Raw genomic sequence first — 16,770 nt, 5'->3', positions numbered from 1 at the left:
AACAAAGCCCCATGAGCCTGCACGGTCTGCTCGACGCCGTCGTCAAGGACCCCGCCCTCGCGGAAGCGATCTCGGCGGCCGCGGACGGCAACCGCATGCACGTCGACCTGGTCGGCCCCCCGGCGGCCCGCCCCTTCACGGTCGCCGCCCTGGCCCGCGAGGCCGGCCGTACGGTCCTCGCGGTCACGGCGACCGGCCGCGAGGCCGAGGACCTGGCGGCGGCCCTGCGCTCCCTGCTGCCTGAGGCCGGCGTCGTGGAGTACCCCTCCTGGGAGACGCTCCCGCACGAGCGCCTCAGCCCGCGCAGCGACACCGTCGGCCGCCGCCTCGCCGTCCTGCGCCGCCTGGCCCACCCCAGCCCCCAGGACCCCGGGACCGGCCCGGTCTCCGTCGTCGTGGCCCCCGTGCGCTCCGTGCTGCAGCCGCAGGTCAAGGGCCTCGGCGACCTGGAACCGGTGTCCCTGAGGACGGGCCAGAGCGCCGACCTGGAGGACGTCGTCGAAGCCCTGGCGGCCGCCGCTTACGCGCGCGTGGAGCTCGTGGAGAAGCGCGGCGAGTTCGCGGTGCGCGGCGGCATCCTGGACGTCTTCCCGCCCACCGAGGAACACCCGCTGCGCATCGAGTTCTGGGGCGACGACGTCGAGGAGATCCGCTACTTCAAGGTCGCCGACCAGCGCTCCCTCGAAGTCGCCGAGCACGGCCTGTGGGCGCCGCCGTGCCGCGAGCTGCTGCTCACCGACGACGTCCGGGCACGCGCGCGTGCCCTGGCCGAGGAACACCCCGAGCTGGGCGAGCTGCTCGGCAAGATCGCCGAGGGCATCGCGGTCGAGGGCATGGAGTCCCTCGCCCCCGTCCTGGTCGACGACATGGAGCTGCTCCTCGACGTCCTGCCCGCGGGCGCCATGACCGTGGTCTGCGACCCCGAGCGGGTCCGCACGCGTGCCGCCGACCTGGTGGCGACCAGCCAGGAGTTCCTGCAGGCCTCCTGGGCGGCCACCGCCGGCGGCGGCGAGGCCCCCATCGACGTCGGCGCCGCCTCCCTGTGGTCCATCGCCGACGTCCGCGACCGGGCGCGCGAGCTGGGCATGATGTGGTGGTCGGTCTCCCCCTTCGCCGCCGACGAAACGCTCGACGCGGACACCCTCAAGCTCGGCATGCGCGCGCCGGAGAGCTACCGGGGCGACACCGCCCGGGCCCTCGCCGACACCAAGGGCTGGCTCGCCGACGGCTGGCGCACCGTGTTCGTCACCGAGGGCCACGGCCCGGCCGCCCGCACCGTCGAGGTGCTCGGCAACGAGGGCATCGCCGCCCGCATGGACGCCGACCTGGGCGAACCGAGCCCGTCGGTGGTGCACGTCTCCTGCGGCTCCATCGAGTACGGCCTGATCGATCCGGCCCTGAAGCTCGCCGTGCTCACCGAGACCGACCTGTCCGGGCAGCGCGCCGCCACCCGCGACGGCGCCCGCATGCCCGCCCGACGCCGCAAGACCATCGACCCGCTCACCCTGGAGGCGGGCGACTACATCGTCCACGAACAGCACGGCGTGGGCCGCTACATCGAGATGGTGCAGCGCACCGTCCAGGGCGCCACCCGCGAGTACCTGGTCGTGGAGTACGCGCCCGCCAAGCGCGGCCAGCCCGGCGACCGCCTCTACATCCCCACCGACCAGCTGGAGCAGATCACCAAGTACGTCGGCGGCGAGGCCCCCACCCTGCACCGGCTCGGCGGCGCCGACTGGACGAAGACCAAGGCACGCGCGAAGAAGGCCGTCAAGGAGATCGCCGCCGACCTGATCAAGCTCTACAGCGCGCGCATGGCCGCCCCCGGCCACGCCTTCGGCACCGACACGCCCTGGCAGCGTGAACTCGAGGACGCTTTCCCCTACGCCGAGACCCCCGACCAGCTCACCACCATCGCCGAGGTCAAGGAGGACATGGAGAAGTCGGTCCCCATGGACCGCCTGATCTGCGGCGACGTCGGCTACGGCAAGACCGAGATCGCGGTGCGGGCCGCCTTCAAGGCCGTGCAGGACGGCAAGCAGGTCGCCGTCCTGGTGCCGACGACCCTGCTGGTGCAGCAGCACTTCGGGACGTTCTCCGAGCGGTACGCGCAGTTCCCGGTGAGCGTGAAGGCGCTGTCCCGCTTCCAGACCGACACCGAGGCCAAGGCCGTCCTCGAGGGCCTCAGGGAAGGCTCGGTGGACGTCGTCATCGGCACCCACCGGCTGTTCTCCTCCGAGACGAAGTTCAAGGACCTGGGCCTGGTCATCGTCGACGAGGAACAGCGCTTCGGCGTCGAGCACAAGGAGCAGCTGAAGAAGCTCCGCGCCAACGTCGACGTGCTCACCATGTCCGCGACGCCGATCCCCCGGACCCTGGAGATGGCCGTGACCGGCATCCGCGAGATGTCGACCATCACCACCCCGCCGGAGGAGCGCCACCCGGTCCTCACCTTCGTCGGGCCGTACGAGGAGAAGCAGATCGGCGCCGCCATCCGCCGCGAACTGCTGCGCGAGGGCCAGGTCTTCTACATCCACAACCGCGTCGAGTCCATCGACCGCGCGGCCGCCCGGCTCCGCGAGATCGTCCCCGAGGCGCGCATCGCCACGGCCCACGGCCAGATGTCGGAGTCCGCGCTGGAGCAGGTCGTCGTCGACTTCTGGGAGAAGAAGTTCGACGTCCTCGTCTCGACCACGATCGTCGAGTCCGGCATCGACATCTCCAACGCCAACACCCTGATCGTGGAGCGCGGCGACACCTTCGGCCTGTCCCAGCTGCACCAGCTGCGCGGCCGCGTCGGCCGGGGCCGCGAGCGCGGATACGCCTACTTCCTGTACCCGCCGGAGAAGCCCCTGACGGAGACCGCGCACGAACGGCTCGCCACCATCGCCCAGCACACCGAGATGGGCGCCGGCATGTACGTGGCGATGAAGGACCTGGAGATCCGCGGCGCCGGCAACCTCCTCGGCGGCGAGCAGTCCGGCCACATCGCGGGCGTCGGCTTCGACCTGTACGTCCGCATGGTCGGCGAGGCCGTCGCCGACTACCGGCGCCAGCTGGAGACCGGCGAGATCGAGGAGGAGCCGCCGCTCGAGGTCAAGATCGAGCTGCCCGTCGACGCGCACGTCCCGCACGACTACGCCCCCGGCGAGCGCCTGCGCCTCCAGGCCTACCGCTCCATCGCCTCCGCCAACTCCGAAGAGGACATCAAGGCCGTCCGCGAGGAACTCACCGACCGCTACGGCAAGTTGCCCGAACCGGTGGAGAACCTGCTGCTGGTGGCCGGCCTCAGGATGCTCGCGCGGGCCTGCGGCGTGGGCGAGATCGTGCTCCAGGGCGCCAACATCCGCTTCGCGCCCGTGGAACTGCGCGAGTCGCAGGAACTGCGCGTCAAGCGCCTCTACCCGGGCACGGTCATCAAGCCGGCCGCGCACCAGGTGCTGGTCCCGCGCCCGAAGACCGCGAAGGTCGGCGGCAAGCCCCTGGTCGGCCGCGAACTGCTGGGCTGGGTCGGCGAGTTCCTGGCATCCGTCCTGGGGTCGTAGGACCCGTCTCGGTCCGGGGGGTCGTAGAAGACGTCACGGCCGCGGGGGCGCACCGGCCGTGCGCCCCCCGTACGGCACCCCCGTGCACCGGTTCCCCGCCCGCCGCCCCGAAGCGCCGCTTTCGTCCCCATCTGCTGGCGGCCGTACGGCGGTTACGGTAAGGGACGGAACGATTCCGCCGGAGCCGTCGGGCGGACCAGGACAGGCAAGGGGGACGCACCGTGACGCGTCTGAGGGGTGGGGCGGTCGCCGCCGTGGCCGTGCTGGTCGCCGTGGCCGGCTGCAGGACGGACAAGGCCGGCGGGTCCTCCGGGCCCGAGCCGGCCGGGGGCAGCGGCGCGGCCCTGGCCGCCGTCGACTCGTTGACGGTCAAGGGCCGCGCGCCCAAGACCGGTTACTCGCGGGAACGATTCGGCACCGCCTGGGCGGACACCGACTCCAACTCCTGCGACACCCGCGACGACATCCTCAAACGCGACCTGAAGGACGTGAAGTTCACCGGCGGCAGCTGCAAGGTCTCCTACGGACTGCTCGAACCCGACCCCTACTCCGGCAAGGAGATCACCTACCGGCGCGGCAGCAGCCAGGTCGACATCGACCATGTCGTCCCCCTCTCCGACGCCTGGCAGAAGGGCGCCAAGTACTGGGACGCCAGCAAGCGCATAGCCCTGGCCAACGACCCCCTCAACCTGATCGCCGTCGACGCGAGCACCAACCGCGGCAAGGGCGACGGCGACGCGGCCACCTGGCTCCCGCCGAACAAGGCCTACCGCTGCACCTATGTCGCCGAGCAGGTCGCGGTGAAGAAGAAGTACGGGCTGTGGGTCACCGCCGCCGAGAAGGCCGCCATGAAGAAGGTCCTCGGCGGCTGCCCCGGCCAGAAACTTCCCACGGGCGGCAACCCCACCAAGGCCCCGGCCCGCTTCCGCGCGCACTGAGCGCATACGCGTGCAGGCCGAGGCCGCGTCAGTCGACGGCTTCCGTCGGCCTCCGTCAGGCGGTCTTGAGGGCCTTCAGCGAGTCCAGGATCCGGCTCGTCACCTTCTTCGCGCTGGCGGCGCCGTTGTCGGAGCCCGCCGTGGACAGCACGGTGATCACCGAGTTCCCGGAGCGCACCGCCATGAGCGTGGTGCCGTTCTCCCAGGCGCCGCTCGTCAGCGTCATCGTGTAGGCCTCGTCCCCGAGCCCGGACGTGGACGTCCCGGTGAGCTTCACCTTGGCGTGCGCGTCGGTGTCCGTGAAGGTGGCGCACTCGTCGGCCACGGCCTGCATCTGCTTCATCACCGCGGTGGCGGTGGTGCCCTGGAACGCGTCGATCTCCTGGGCGACCTCCTCGGTCTTGCCGTGGTTCACGTAGTCGTTCTGCGCGAACGACACGCCCCCCTTGTAGCCGGTCACCTGGATCCAGGACGTGGCCTCCAGCCGGGTGCAGTCCGGCTTCGCCTTGCTGCGGCCGGACGGGTCGAGGAAGGTGCCGCCGGAGTCCGAGGCGCCGTCGGCCTCGGGGGCGAACCCGGTGGGGAAGGCGGACGCCGGCGCCAGCGCCTTCTTCAGCTGCGTACCGGTGGCGAGCCCGGCGTTGGGGTCCTTCGCCTTGGCCGACGCCGTGCTCGCCCCGCCGGTGTCGGAGGACGAACCGGAGGAACAGGCGGTGAGGGCCAGCGGAAGTGCCGCGACGGCGAGCAGCGTGGCGACACGGGGGGCGAGACGCATGACAGTCCTTCGAGTACAGGGTTTTGATGAGCGGTGAGCGGTGCGCAGTGCGCGCAGTTCGCGGTGGGCAGCAGAGTGCGCGCAGTGCCCAGTGAGCGGTGTGTGAGGGTGAGCGGCCGGCGCTGAGCGGCCGGCGTTGAGCTTGGGGCGGAACGACCGTGCGGCGGGTGGTCCGGCTCAGGCCGTCGTCCTCCCGGCGCCGCGACCGATGGCCGTGAAGCGGGCGCCGCCCGCGCCGGCGACCTCGGCGGGCGCGGACACGGCGCCCAGGATGGCGGCCCCCACGACGGTCGCCGGAGCCACCTTGGCATGCAAGCCCATGGCGAATCCCTCCCCAAAGCGGCGGCCTCCCCCTCCGGTGGCCGCCTGTTCGCTGGGTCAATAAGACCAGACCTTGTGAACCGAGTCAACACGGTTCACAGTGCTGGATGGATGCACGCCGTGAATGCGTGGGTCTTGTGTACGTCGGTATGCTCGGCGCACACACGGGACGAGGGGACCAAGCCGGTGCAGGACAACGCAACAGAGGTGACCGCAGCGGGAATCGCCCGGCTCGCCGGAGTGGGCCGGGCCGCCGTCAGCAACTGGCGTCGCAGGCACGCCGACTTCCCCAAGCCGGTCGGCGGCACCGAGACCAGCCCCTCCTTCGCGCTCGCCGAGGTCGAGGCCTGGCTGCGCAAGCAGGGCAAACTCGCCGAGGTCCCGCTGCGCGAACGCGTCTGGCAACAGCTCGTCGGTCACCCCGAGGGCCCGCTGACCGCCCTGGTGCACGCGGGCTGCGCCCTGCTGCTGATCCACCAGCGGCCCACGGTCTGGCTCGACGCGAGCGCCGGCTCGGACGCGCGCCTCGCCGCGATCCTGCCGGGCGTGCTGGAACAGGTGCTGACGCCTGTGAACGCCGAAGCCGGTGTTCACACCGCATCCGAGCCTCGCCGCGTTCACACCGCCCACGGCACTCCCGCAGGCACCCCCTCCACCGCCCCGGCCGCCCCCGCCCCCGCCCTCCGCGTCCCCACCGGCCCCCAGCTCCTCCCCTCCGTCCCCCTGCTGCGCGGTGCCGCCGAGCTGGCCGCGGAGACCGGGGCGCGGCAGGTGTTCGAGTTCCTGCTGGGCCGGCATCTGGACGCCAACCCCCGCCAGTACACGCTCACCCCGGCCGAACTCGCCGGGCTCATGGCCGACCTCGCCGGTCCCGCCCGCAGCGTCCTGGACCCGGCCTGCGGCACCGGCGCGCTGCTGCGGGCCGTGGAGCCCCGCCCGGACCAGGAGCTGTACGCCCAGGACAGCGCCCCCGAGCTGGCCGCGCTCACCGCGCTGCGGCTCGCGCTGCACTCCCGCGCCGGTGTGCGCGGCGCGGCCGGCGACACCCTGCGCGCCGACGCCTTCCCGGGCTTGCGCGCCGACGCGGTGCTGTGCCATCCGCCGTTCAACGAGCGCAACTGGGGCCACGACGAACTCGCCTACGACCCCCGCTGGGAGTACGGTTTCCCGGCCCGCACCGAGTCCGAACTGGCCTGGGTGCAGCACGCGCTGGCCCGGCTGGCCGACGGTGGCGCCGCCGTCCTGCTGATGCCGCCGGCCGCCGCCTCCCGCCGTTCCGGGCGCCGGATCCGCGCCGACCTGCTGCGCCGGGGCGCGCTGCGGGCCGTGGTGGCGCTGCCGGTCGGGGCGGCGCCGCCGTACAACATCCCGCTGCACGTGTGGGTGCTGCGCCGGCCGGAGCGGACGCCGGCGTCGCCGGAGCTGCTGCTCGTGGACACCGGGAGGTTCGCCGGTGAGGGGCGCGGCGGTCCGGACTGGCCGGCCGTGCGCGAGGCCGTCCTGGACGCCTGGCGCGACTTCGAACGGGCGGGGCGGCTCGCGGAGCGGCCCGGACTCGCCCGTTCCGTGCCGGTCATCGAACTCCTCGGCGACGACGTGGACCTCGCCCCCGCCCGCCATCTGCCGCCGGCCGTGGCCGACGGCGCGGAGCAGCTCACGGCGGTGCGCGAGCGCCTCGGGGAGACCCTGCGCCTGACCACCGACCTCACTCCGCCGCCCGCCGCGCCCGCGCTCGGCGCGCGCTGGCCGCTCACCACCATCGGCGAACTCGCGCGCGGGAGCGCGCTGTTGATGCGCACCGGCGGAAACGGCGGGCACGCGCGCGTGCCCGTGCTCACCGACCACGACGTCCTCGCCGGCGCCGCGCCCTCCGGGACGCTCCCGGAGAGCGAGGAGGAGCCCGTGCTGACCGAGCCGGGCGACGTCGTCGTACCGGTGCTGGGCGGCGGTTCGGTGGCGCGCGTGATCGACGACGGCACGGCGGGCGCCGCCCTGGGGCGCAATCTCGTGCTGCTGCGCCCGGACCGGGCGGCGCTCGACCCGTGGTTCCTGGCCGGGTTCCTGCGCGGTACCGCGAACAACCGGCAGGCCAGCAGCTACGCCTCCACCGCGACCCGGCTGGACGTGCGCCGCCTGCAGCTGCCCCGGCTCCCGCTGGACGAACAGCGGCGCTACGGCGCGCGCTTCCGCGCGCTCGACGAGTTCGAGCGGGCGCTGCGCCGCGCGAGCCGGCTCGGGGAGCAGCTCGTGCGCGGGATGTACGACGGCCTGACCGACGGCACGGTGGCGCCGGACTGACCGCGGGGCGGGCAGGACAACGGTTCGGTACATCCGCAGGGCTTGCCCGTGTCCTTGTCGGTCCCGGGCCATATGCTCGAAGCGACAATCGCACGACCGGCGTTCTCCGCCCGACGGAGCACGCCGGTCGGACGTGTACGCCCACTTCAGGCATCAGGAGCAGCCATGCAAGGCCTCGGCTACGGACAGCCGTTGAAGCAGCCGCCGCATACGGGGTGGCTGGTTCTGCTGCGTGTGCTGTTCGTGGCGACCGGGTTCTTCAGCATCGGCATGCTGGCCTGGGTGATGCCGCTGCGCCTGGCGGCCGTCACGCGGCGGGCGCTGGACTGGTGCCTGTTCGCCGCCGCCCTGGTCGCCGACCTGCTCAGCCTGATGCTGATAGGCATCGAACCGGGCGACGACATCCACACCCCGGTGGGCTACTTCGGCATGTTCCTGCTGCTGGGCACCCTGGCGGGCACGATCGTGTACTACCTCGTCGCGGAGATACGCCACTACGCCCGCCGCCGCCAGGCGTACGCGGCCCAGCGGACGGCGCAGGGCGGCTACGGCTATCCGGGCCCGGCCAACCCGTACACGGCGGCGACCGTCCCGACCGCGCCGGTCGGCCGGACGGGCCACGACACCCCGTTCCCGCAGGCCCCCCTCACCCCGCACACCCCCCCGCCGATGACGCACGCGCCCGTGCCCCAGCCGCCGCAGCGCCCGGCGCCCAGCCACATCGAGCAGGTGCGCGCCGAACTCGACGAGCTGAGCGACTACCTGCGCAAGCACGACGGCCGCAACGACGGCTCCGAGAGCGGAAGGTGAGCGTGGCGGCAGGACGTGTCGTCGCCGGCCGGTACGAACTGTCCACCCTCATCGGGCAGGGCGGCATGGGCCAGGTGTGGACGGCGTACGACCGGCGGCTGGACCGGCGTGTGGCGGTGAAGCTGCTGCGCCCCGACAAGGTGGCCGGCCAGGAGGCGGACGAGCTGCGCCGCCGGTTCATGCGCGAGTGCCGGGTGACCGCGCAGGTGGACCACCCCGGCCTGGTGACCGTGCACGACGCGGGCAGCGAGGGCGAGGAGCTGTTCCTCGTCATGCAGTACGTCGACGGCGCCGACCTGTCCGACCATCTCGCCGAGCACGACCCGTACCCGTGGCCGTGGGCGGTCGCGGTGGCCGCGCAGCTGTGCGCCGTGCTGAGCGCCGTGCACGCCGTGCCGATCGTGCACCGCGACCTCAAGCCGCGCAACGTGATGGTGAAGCAGGACGGCACGGTCACGGTGCTCGACCTGGGCGTGGCCTCGGTCATGGACACCGACACCACCCGGCTCACCCACACCGGCTCCCCGATCGGCTCGCCCGCCTACATGGCGCCGGAGCAGGCGATGGGCGGCGCGGTCGGGCCGTACACGGACCTGTACGCGCTGGGCGTGCTGATGCACGAACTGCTCAGCGGAGACGTGCCGTTCGCGGGTTCCACGGCGCTCGGCGTGCTGCACCGGCACCTGTACGAGCCGCCGCTGCCGGTGCGCCGCATCCGCCCCGAGGTCCCCGAGGCGCTCGAGGCGCTGGTCCTGCGCCTGCTCGCCAAGGACCCGCAGCACCGGCCGGCGTCCGCGCAGGAGGGGTACGAGGACCTGGCGGCGCTGCTGCCCGCGCGCGGGACGCCCACCGGGGCCCCCTTGGACCCCACGCGCCCCTTCCTGCGCCCGCACGCCCCCTGGCCGGACCGCGCGCGGACCCCCGCGCCCCAGCCCGCCCTCGTCGCGCCGGCGCCGCCGGTGGCCGAGAAGCCCGATGTCGCCGCCGCCGTCGAGGAGGTCAAGCGGCTGCTGGGGGAGGGGCGCATCACCCAGGCCGTGGACATCCTCGGCGCGATCCTGCCGGCCGCCGCCGAGCAGCACGGCGAGCACTCCCCGGTCGTGCGCACCCTGCGCAAGCAGTACGCGGCCACGCTCATGGACGACGGCCAGTACCGGCGCGCGCTGCCCGAACTGCGCCGGCTCGCCGACGAACGCGCCGCCGAGGCGGGCCAGGCCGACCCGCAGTCCCTGCGCTACCGCTACGAGGCAGCCCAGTGCCTGGAGCAGCTGGGCCAGCCGGCGGCGGCGCTCGCCGAGTACCGGGCGCTGCTGCCGTACTACGAGAACCAGTACGTCTCCGGAGACCCGCAGCTCGCCCACGAGGTGCGCCGGCGCATCGGCCATCTGCTGCTCGCCCTCGGCGACCGCCCCTCCGCCCACGACACCCTCGCCCGCCTGCTGATGGACGTCGAGCGGCTGCACGGGCCCGGGTATCCGATGGCCCTGGAGATCCGGCGCACCCTGCAGTGGCTGGGGCAGGTGCGGGGCTAGCGGAGCCGGTTGATACGTTGCGCATCGCTCAACCGGGCGACGCGGCGCGGACGTACGACAGGGGTGGGACTCATGGCCGGCCATCGGCAGTCGAGGAAGCGGAGATACCTCACGTGGGCGGTGGCCGGTGCGGCCGTCGTCGCCGGCGCCGGGATCGCGGCGCAGACCTCCATGGCCGCCACCACGTGGCCGGCGCAGCGGACCTTCACCGGCCACGCCTTCGACACCTGCGCCGCGCCCTCGCTGCCGGCGATGAAGGCCTGGCACACCGGCTTCTACGGGGCCGCCGCCGTCTACGTGGGCGGCAGGAACCGCGGCTGCTCCCAGCCCAACCTCACCGCGTCCTGGGTGAAGTCGGTCGGCGCCGTCGGCTGGAAGCTCATCCCGATCTACGTCGGCGCCCAGCCGCCCTGCCAGTCCGGCTCCAACCCGGAGAAGCTCACCGCCACCACGGCCGCCTCCCTCGGCAGGACGGACGCGGACGACGCGGTGGCCAAGGCGTCGGCGCTCGGGATGAAGGCCGGCAGCCCCGTCTTCCTCGACATGGAGCCGTACGACATCACGAACACGTCGTGCAACAACGCCGTGCTGACGTATGTCCGGGCCTTCGACAAGGAGCTGCGCGCCAAGACCTACCGCAGCGGCTTCTACGGCTTCACCAGCTCCAGCGCCAAGGCGATCGCCACCGCCGCCGACAAGACGGACCTGCCGGGCAACCTCTGGTACGCGCTGTGGGACAAGCAGTACACCACCACCTCGGACTGGCCGTGGGGCTCCACCCGGTTCACCGGCCACAGCCGCGGCCACCAGTACCTCGTGAACAGCAAGGAGACGCGGAACGGCTACACGATCACGGTGGACCGTGACGCCTGGGACGGTCCGGTGGCCATCACGGGCTGAGCGCGCGGAAGGCGCGGCGGGCGCGGCGGTGCCGTAAGCGGCGGTGAATCGTTGGTCGAATGGCTTGGCCTGAGCCGAGCCGCTGCCTACCATCGATCACCGCAAGACTTTGTGCACCGCCGCACAATCTCCCCCAGGAGGTCTCCTTGCACCGCCGCCGTCGCACCGCGCTCGTCCTCACCGCCGCGCTCGCCGCCGCGGCACCCCTGCTGACCGCCTGCGGAAACGACGCGCACCCCGGCGCCGCGGCCGTCGTCGGCGGGCAGCGGATCACCGTCGCGCAGCTGCAGAGCCGGGTCGACGAGGTCCGCGCGGCGCAGCGGGCCGCGGTGCCGGACGAGACCCAGTACGAGCAGGTGCTCGCCTCCACCAGCAGCCTGACCCGGGACACCCTGCACAACATGGTCCTCGACCGGGTGCTGCACCGCGCCGCCGAGGACGCGGGCATCACGGTCACCCGCGAGGAGGTCCAGCAGATGCGCACGGGCCTGGAGCAGCAGGCCGGCGGCGCCAAGGGCCTGCAGACGGCCTGGCTGCAGAAGTACGGCATCGCGCCCGCCCGCCTCGACGACAACCTCCGGCTCCAGCTGGAGGCGCAGAAGCTGGCCCAGCACCTCGGCACCGACACCAGCCAGCCCGCCTTCTGGAAGGCCCTGTCCAAGGCGTCCCAGGAGCTGCACATCGACCTCAACCCGCGCTACGGCGCCTGGGACGTGCAGAAGAGCAGCCGCGTGGACGCGCGCACACCCTGGGTGCGGGAGGTCACGACGGCGTCCGGCGGGCAGACGCTGACCTCGTGACGCGGTAGGTCATACGATCACACGATCGTCCCCGCCCTGTGGACAACCGGAACCGCTCCTGGTCGGAGTGGGTTACGTTCGGATCGTGAACGCATCCAGCCCCGACCACGCCCCCGCCGCCGGCCCCGGCCGCGTCGTCCTGCTCACCACCAGCCACCGCGTCGCCCCCGGCCTGCTGTCCTGGCCGGCCTGGCAGGCCCTGCGCGCCGCCGACGCCGTGCTGTGCGCGGACGGCGCGCATCCGCAGCTGCCGTATCTGCGCGAGGCCGGGATCACGGTCCGGGAGGCGTCCCCCACGGCGCAGGAGCTGGTCGACGCCTGCGCCGGCGGGCGCACGGTGGTGGTCGTGGCCACCGGCGAGGGGGAGCCCGCGCTCACCGACGGCCTGGCCCGGCTGGCCGGCTCCGGCCGGACCGCCATGCCGGAACTGGAGCTGCTGCCCGCCTCCTACGACCTGCCCGGCGCCCGCCTGCTGGACCTCGTGCAGGTCATGGACCGCATCCGCGCCGAGTGCCCCTGGTCCTCCCGGCAGACCCACGAGGACCTCGCCAAGTACGGCATCGAGGAGGCGTACGAGCTGGTCGAGGCGATCGAGGCCGGCGACCGCGAGGAACTGCGCGAGGAGCTCGGCGACGTGCTCCTCCAGGTCGTCTTCCACTCCCGGATCGCCGAGGAGCACCCGGACGCGCCGTTCTCCGTCGACGACGTGGCCGGCGGCATCGTCGCCAAGCTCGTCCACCGGCACCCCCATGTCTTCGGGGACGAGAAGGCCGAGACGCCGGAGGACGTCAAGGAGCACTGGCTGCGCACCAAGGCCGAGGAGAAGCGGCGCTCCTCGGTGACCGAGGGCGTCCCGCTCGGCCAGCCCGGCCTGGCCCTCGCCGCCAAGCTCGTCTCCCGCGCGCGCACGGCGGGCCTGGACGTGCCGCTGCCGCAGGGCGAGGGCATCGGCTACCAGCTGCTGGCCCTGGCGGCCCGCGCCGAGGCGGAGGGCGTGGACCCGGAAGCGGCCCTGCGCGCGGCGGCACGCGCGTACCGGGACGCGATCCGTCAGGCGGAGGGCGTCGCTCCCGAGGCGATACGCCGGGCCACCGACGGCCACCGCGACGCGGAGACCCACGAGGCGGGGGATACGGTCGACCCGTGACCGGCCAGCACCACCCGACCCCCGACCCCGGCGACCTCCCGGGCCCCGTGCCCGCGCTGTTCAGCTGGGAGTTCGCCACCGACCCCTATCCCGCCTACGCCTGGCTGCGCGAGCACGCGCCGGTGCGGCGGACGCGACTGCCCAGCGGGGTGGAGGCCTGGCTGGTCACCCGGTACGGCGACGCCCGGCAGGCCCTCGCCGACCAGCGGCTGAGCAAGAACCCCGCGCATCACGACGAGCCGGCGCACGCCAAGGGCAAGACCGGTATCCCGGGCGAGCGCAAGGCGGAGTTGATGACGCATCTGCTGAACATCGACCCGCCGGACCACACCCGGCTGCGCCGGCTGGTCAGCAAGGCGTTCACCCCCCGCCGGGTCGCCGAGTTCGCGCCGCGGGTGCAGGAGCTGACCGACCGTCTCATCGACCGGTTCGCCGGGCAGGGCTCCGCCGACCTCATCCACGAGTTCGCCTTCCCGCTGCCCATCTACGCCATCTGCGACCTGCTCGGCGTCCCGCGCGAGGACCAGGACGACTTCCGGGACTGGGCGGGGATGATGATCCGCCACGGCGGCGGGCCCCGGGGCGGGGTCGCGCGGTCCGTGAAGAAGATGCGCGGCTACCTCGCCGAACTCATCCACAGGAAGCGCGAGGCGCTGCCCGCCGAGCCCGTGCCCGGCGAGGACCTCATCTCCGGCCTGATCCGCGCCTCCGACCACGGCGAGCACCTCACCGAGAACGAGGCCGCGGCGATGGCCTTCATCCTGCTGTTCGCCGGTTTCGAGACCACCGTGAACCTGATCGGCAACGGCACCTACGCCCTGCTCACCCACCCCGGGCAGCGCGAGCGGCTCCAGGCGTCCCTGGCCCACGGGGAGAGGGACCTGCTGGAGACCGGCGTCGAGGAACTGCTGCGCTACGACGGCCCGGTGGAGCTGGCCACCTGGCGGTTCGCCACCGAGCCGCTCACCATCGGCGGACAGGACATCGCGCCGGGCGACCCGGTGCTGGTGGTGCTCGCGGCGGCGGACCGGGACCCGGAGCGGTTCGCCGGCCCGGACGTGCTGGACCTCGCCCGCCGCGACAACCAGCACCTCGGCTACGGCCACGGCATCCACTACTGCCTCGGCGCGCCGCTCGCCCGGCTGGAGGGCCAGACCGCACTCGCCACCCTGCTCACCCGGCTGCCCGACCTGCGGCTCGCCGCCGATCCCGCCGATCTGCGCTGGCGCGGCGGGCTCATCATGCGGGGACTGCGCACGCTGCCCGTGGAGTTCACGCCCACCGCCTGACGACGCTCCGTGGAGAAAAAAGTGACGGGCGTTCAACTATGTGATCTTCACGTGATCTGCGCGGCATGAACTTGTGACAAGTGATCGTCTGACGATACGTTCACCCATCAGCGTGGCGAGGGCACCGTCCGCCGCGCCGGTTCTGCAGTCGCACGAAAGGCTTCCGCATGCTCTCCGGGAACGGTCGTCACCGTCGCCCCCGTCAGGCTCCGGCCCTCCTCGTCGCGGCCGGAGTGACCGGCTCGGCCATCGCCATCCCGCTCCTCGGCGCCGCGAGCGCCCACGCCGCCGACGGCACCACCTGGGACCGGGTCGCCGAGTGCGAGAGCGGCGGATCCTGGAGCGCGGACACCGGGAACGGCTACTACGGCGGCCTGCAGATCTCGCAGGAGGACTGGGACAAGTACGGCGGCACGCAGTTCGCGGAGAGCGCCGACCAGGCCAGCCGCAACCAGCAGATCGCCGTCGCCGAGAAGATCCTCGCCGACAGGGGCACCGCGCCGTGGGCCATGTGCGCGCTGACCGCCGGGCTGACCTCCCACTCCGGCTCGCTCGACGTCGACACCGGCGTCGGCGGCTCCGGCGGCAGCGGCGGTGCGGACGGCGCCTCCGGCTCGGCCGACGGCTCCGGCTCGTCCGGTCTGCCGGATTCGTCCTCCCAGGGCTCCGGTTCCGACCAGACGTCCGGCTCGGACTCCTCCGGCTCCGGCACCTCCAGCCCCGCCCCGGACGCGAGCGGCACGCCCGCTCCGGGCGCCGGCGGCGACGCCACCGGCACCCCGGACACGGCCGGCCCCACCGGAACCAGCACCCCCAAGTCGGACAAATCTCATGAGTCCGGCACGCGGGACGCCGGACGTTCACAGGGGAGCGCCGGTTCCTCCGCGGCGACGCCGGGTGCCGACAAGTCGGACAATTACCAGCAGAGCGCCGGTTCTTGGAGCCTGGTCGACACTGGAGCGCTCAGCAGTGGCGGACGTCACCGCGGCGCAAGCGCGGACGAAAGCGTGACAAACGGTCAGGAGTCCGCGGAGTCCGGCCGTCACGCCGGCCGCGGACCGGACACGTACACCGTCCGCGAGGGCGACTCCCTCGCCTCCATCGCCGACTCGCTCGGCGTCGACGGCGGCTGGCACGCGCTCTACGAGAGCAACAAGAAGGTCATCGGCGCCGACCCGGACCACATCGCCGCCGGTCAGACCCTGAAAGTCGACGGATAAGACGGCGCCGGTCAGGGCCAGTTGACGCCCCACTTGATCACACAATGTCCGGTTTGGAGAAAGTGTGGGATGAGTCTCAGAAGCCCTGATCGTCTTTGAAATTCGGCCGACGGCCTGTCTACGGTCAGGACCGCTCGTCACCACGAGCCCCGGCAGTCGCAACGCCGAATCCTGCCAGCGGTTGCCCGGGAACAGTCGTCGCGTCAAGCGCCGTAGGCAGGAGCGGGGGACCCAAGGTAAGTGCCGCGCCCAGCAGTTGCTGCTCGGCCGGCTAGGGGTGAAGCCGCACCTCGCGCAAGCGGGAGTGCGGCCGGGCAACTCAACCGGCCCGAACCCGACAGCTCACCTCGCAGGCGTCGGTGAGGGGATCGATCCATGCTGTTTTCCGTCAAGGGCAAGCACCGCCGCCCGTCCAAGGCCGTCCGTGCCGTCGCGCTCGCCGGTGTCACCGGCGCCGCCGTCGCCGCCCCGCTGATGGCCGCGGGCAACGCCTCCGCCGCCACCGCCTCCCAGTGGGACGCCGTCGCCCAGTGCGAGTCCGGCGGCAACTGGTCCATCAACACGGGCAACGGCTTCTACGGCGGCCTGCAGTTCACCAACTCCACCTGGGCCGCCTACGGCGGCACCGCCTACGCCCCGCGTGCCGACCTGGCCGGCAAGGCCCAGCAGATAGCCGTCGCCGAGAAGGTCCTCGCGGGCCAGGGCAAGGGCGCCTGGCCGGTCTGCGGCACCGGCCTGAGCAGCACGCCGTACAACGGCTCCGCTCCCGCCGCCTCCACGAAGTCGTCGTCGAGCGGCACCGCCACCCGCTCCACCGACCAGCAGGCCGCCACCCGCTCCACCACGCGCACGGCCCCGTCGGCGAGCAAGACCGTCACCACCCCGACCGGTGCGAAGGTCAAGAAGGGCGACGGCGAGTACAAGGTGGTCAAGGGCGACACCCTCAGCTCCATCGCCGTCAAGCACGGCGTGCAGGGCGGCTGGCAGAAGCTGTTCCAGCTGAACAAGGACATCGTCAAGAACGCCGACCTCATCTACCCGGGTCAGCAGCTGCACCTCAAGTGACGGCCGGGGGCTGACGCCCGGCTCCGGGCCGGCCCACAGCGTCCTCACAGCCGCCGCCCCCACACTGGAGGCCTCGTGAGGGCCACCCCCCGTCCCCACGGGCTCCCCGCCCCGGCGCGCGTTCCCCCGT

At 72.9% G+C, this 16,770-nt stretch carries 13 protein-coding genes and 1 riboswitch; of the genes, 11 read left to right on the top strand and 2 right to left on the bottom strand.

What is annotated here, in order from left to right; genetic code table 11:
- Positions 1 to 11 precede the first annotated feature (11 nt).
- Both mfd and ACGFZN_RS11325 read left to right on the top strand, forming a co-directional pair.
- Entirely contained in the window at positions 12 to 3,545 is a 3,534-nt protein-coding gene (mfd, locus tag ACGFZN_RS11330; protein WP_393858208.1) for a transcription-repair coupling factor, read from the top strand.
- A gap of 221 nt (positions 3,546 to 3,766) precedes the next feature.
- The gene (locus ACGFZN_RS11325; protein ID WP_393858207.1) at positions 3,767 to 4,483 is read left to right on the top strand and encodes an HNH endonuclease family protein; all 717 of its coding nucleotides are present in this window, start codon (positions 3,767 to 3,769) and stop codon (positions 4,481 to 4,483) included.
- Between the two features lie 55 nt (positions 4,484 to 4,538).
- On the opposite strand, the gene ACGFZN_RS11320 is transcribed toward ACGFZN_RS11325, so the two are convergent.
- Together ACGFZN_RS11320 and ACGFZN_RS11315 are read right to left on the bottom strand one after the other, a co-directional pair.
- Positions 4,539 to 5,258, bottom strand: a complete 720-nt coding sequence (locus ACGFZN_RS11320; protein ID WP_393858206.1) for a hypothetical protein — start codon at positions 5,256 to 5,258, stop codon at positions 4,539 to 4,541.
- A 177-nt stretch (positions 5,259 to 5,435) separates the two neighbouring features.
- Complete coding sequence (locus ACGFZN_RS11315) at positions 5,436 to 5,579, bottom strand: hypothetical protein (RefSeq protein WP_393858205.1); 144 nt, start codon at positions 5,577 to 5,579, stop codon at positions 5,436 to 5,438.
- Between the two features lie 186 nt (positions 5,580 to 5,765).
- Between ACGFZN_RS11315 and ACGFZN_RS11310 the strand changes: the two genes are divergently transcribed.
- From ACGFZN_RS11310 to ACGFZN_RS11270, 9 genes are all read left to right on the top strand, one after another.
- Positions 5,766 to 7,877 (top strand): N-6 DNA methylase, encoded by a 2,112-nt coding sequence (locus tag ACGFZN_RS11310; protein ID WP_393858204.1) that lies wholly within the window; start codon positions 5,766 to 5,768, stop codon positions 7,875 to 7,877.
- A gap of 165 nt (positions 7,878 to 8,042) precedes the next feature.
- Entirely contained in the window at positions 8,043 to 8,687 is a 645-nt protein-coding gene (locus ACGFZN_RS11305) for a hypothetical protein (RefSeq protein WP_393858203.1), read from the top strand.
- Between the two features lie 38 nt (positions 8,688 to 8,725).
- Entirely contained in the window at positions 8,726 to 10,219 is a 1,494-nt protein-coding gene (locus ACGFZN_RS11300; RefSeq protein ID WP_393858567.1) for a protein kinase, read from the top strand.
- A gap of 72 nt (positions 10,220 to 10,291) precedes the next feature.
- A complete protein-coding gene (locus ACGFZN_RS11295; protein ID WP_393858202.1) occupies positions 10,292 to 11,119 on the top strand; it encodes a glycoside hydrolase domain-containing protein in 828 nt (275 codons plus the stop codon).
- A gap of 146 nt (positions 11,120 to 11,265) precedes the next feature.
- Positions 11,266 to 11,919, top strand: a complete 654-nt coding sequence (locus ACGFZN_RS11290; protein ID WP_393858201.1) for a SurA N-terminal domain-containing protein — start codon at positions 11,266 to 11,268, stop codon at positions 11,917 to 11,919.
- Positions 11,920 to 12,004: 85 nt separating this feature from the next.
- A complete protein-coding gene (locus ACGFZN_RS11285; protein WP_393858200.1) occupies positions 12,005 to 13,066 on the top strand; it encodes a nucleoside triphosphate pyrophosphohydrolase in 1,062 nt (353 codons plus the stop codon).
- Positions 13,063 to 14,355 carry a cytochrome P450 gene (locus ACGFZN_RS11280; RefSeq protein WP_393858199.1) on the top strand — a complete coding sequence of 431 codons (1,293 nt, stop codon included), beginning with the start codon at positions 13,063 to 13,065 and terminating at the stop codon, positions 14,353 to 14,355. The genes ACGFZN_RS11285 and ACGFZN_RS11280 overlap by 4 nt, the downstream gene beginning before the upstream one ends.
- A gap of 167 nt (positions 14,356 to 14,522) precedes the next feature.
- On the top strand, positions 14,523 to 15,575 hold the full coding sequence (locus tag ACGFZN_RS11275; RefSeq protein ID WP_393858198.1) for a transglycosylase family protein: 1,053 nt from the start codon (positions 14,523 to 14,525) through the stop codon (positions 15,573 to 15,575).
- A gap of 198 nt (positions 15,576 to 15,773) precedes the next feature.
- Positions 15,774 to 15,946: riboswitch (cyclic di-AMP (ydaO/yuaA leader) on the top strand.
- A 4-nt stretch (positions 15,947 to 15,950) separates the two neighbouring features.
- Entirely contained in the window at positions 15,951 to 16,640 is a 690-nt protein-coding gene (locus ACGFZN_RS11270; protein ID WP_393858197.1) for a transglycosylase family protein, read from the top strand.
- Positions 16,641 to 16,770 lie beyond the last annotated feature (130 nt).

Origin of the sequence: Streptomyces sp. NPDC048192 (assembly GCF_043202415.1) — a bacterium.
GTDB lineage: Bacteria > Actinomycetota > Actinomycetes > Streptomycetales > Streptomycetaceae > Streptomyces.
This window is presented reverse-complemented; position numbering and strand designations above follow the sequence as displayed.

Excerpts from the sequence above, each read along its gene's own strand:
- ACGFZN_RS11275 (WP_393858198.1), top strand. The coding sequence starts at position 14,523 with ATGCTCTCCGGGAACGGTCGTCACCGTCGCCCCCGTCAGGCTCCGGCC.
- ACGFZN_RS11320 (WP_393858206.1), bottom strand. The coding sequence starts at position 5,258 with ATGCGTCTCGCCCCCCGTGTCGCCACGCTGCTCGCCGTCGCGGCACTT.
- ACGFZN_RS11270 (WP_393858197.1), top strand. The coding sequence starts at position 15,951 with ATGCTGTTTTCCGTCAAGGGCAAGCACCGCCGCCCGTCCAAGGCCGTC.
- ACGFZN_RS11315 (WP_393858205.1), bottom strand. The coding sequence starts at position 5,579 with ATGGGCTTGCATGCCAAGGTGGCTCCGGCGACCGTCGTGGGGGCCGCC.
- mfd (WP_393858208.1), top strand. The coding sequence starts at position 12 with ATGAGCCTGCACGGTCTGCTCGACGCCGTCGTCAAGGACCCCGCCCTC.
- ACGFZN_RS11305 (WP_393858203.1), top strand. The coding sequence starts at position 8,043 with ATGCAAGGCCTCGGCTACGGACAGCCGTTGAAGCAGCCGCCGCATACG.
- ACGFZN_RS11295 (WP_393858202.1), top strand. The coding sequence starts at position 10,292 with ATGGCCGGCCATCGGCAGTCGAGGAAGCGGAGATACCTCACGTGGGCG.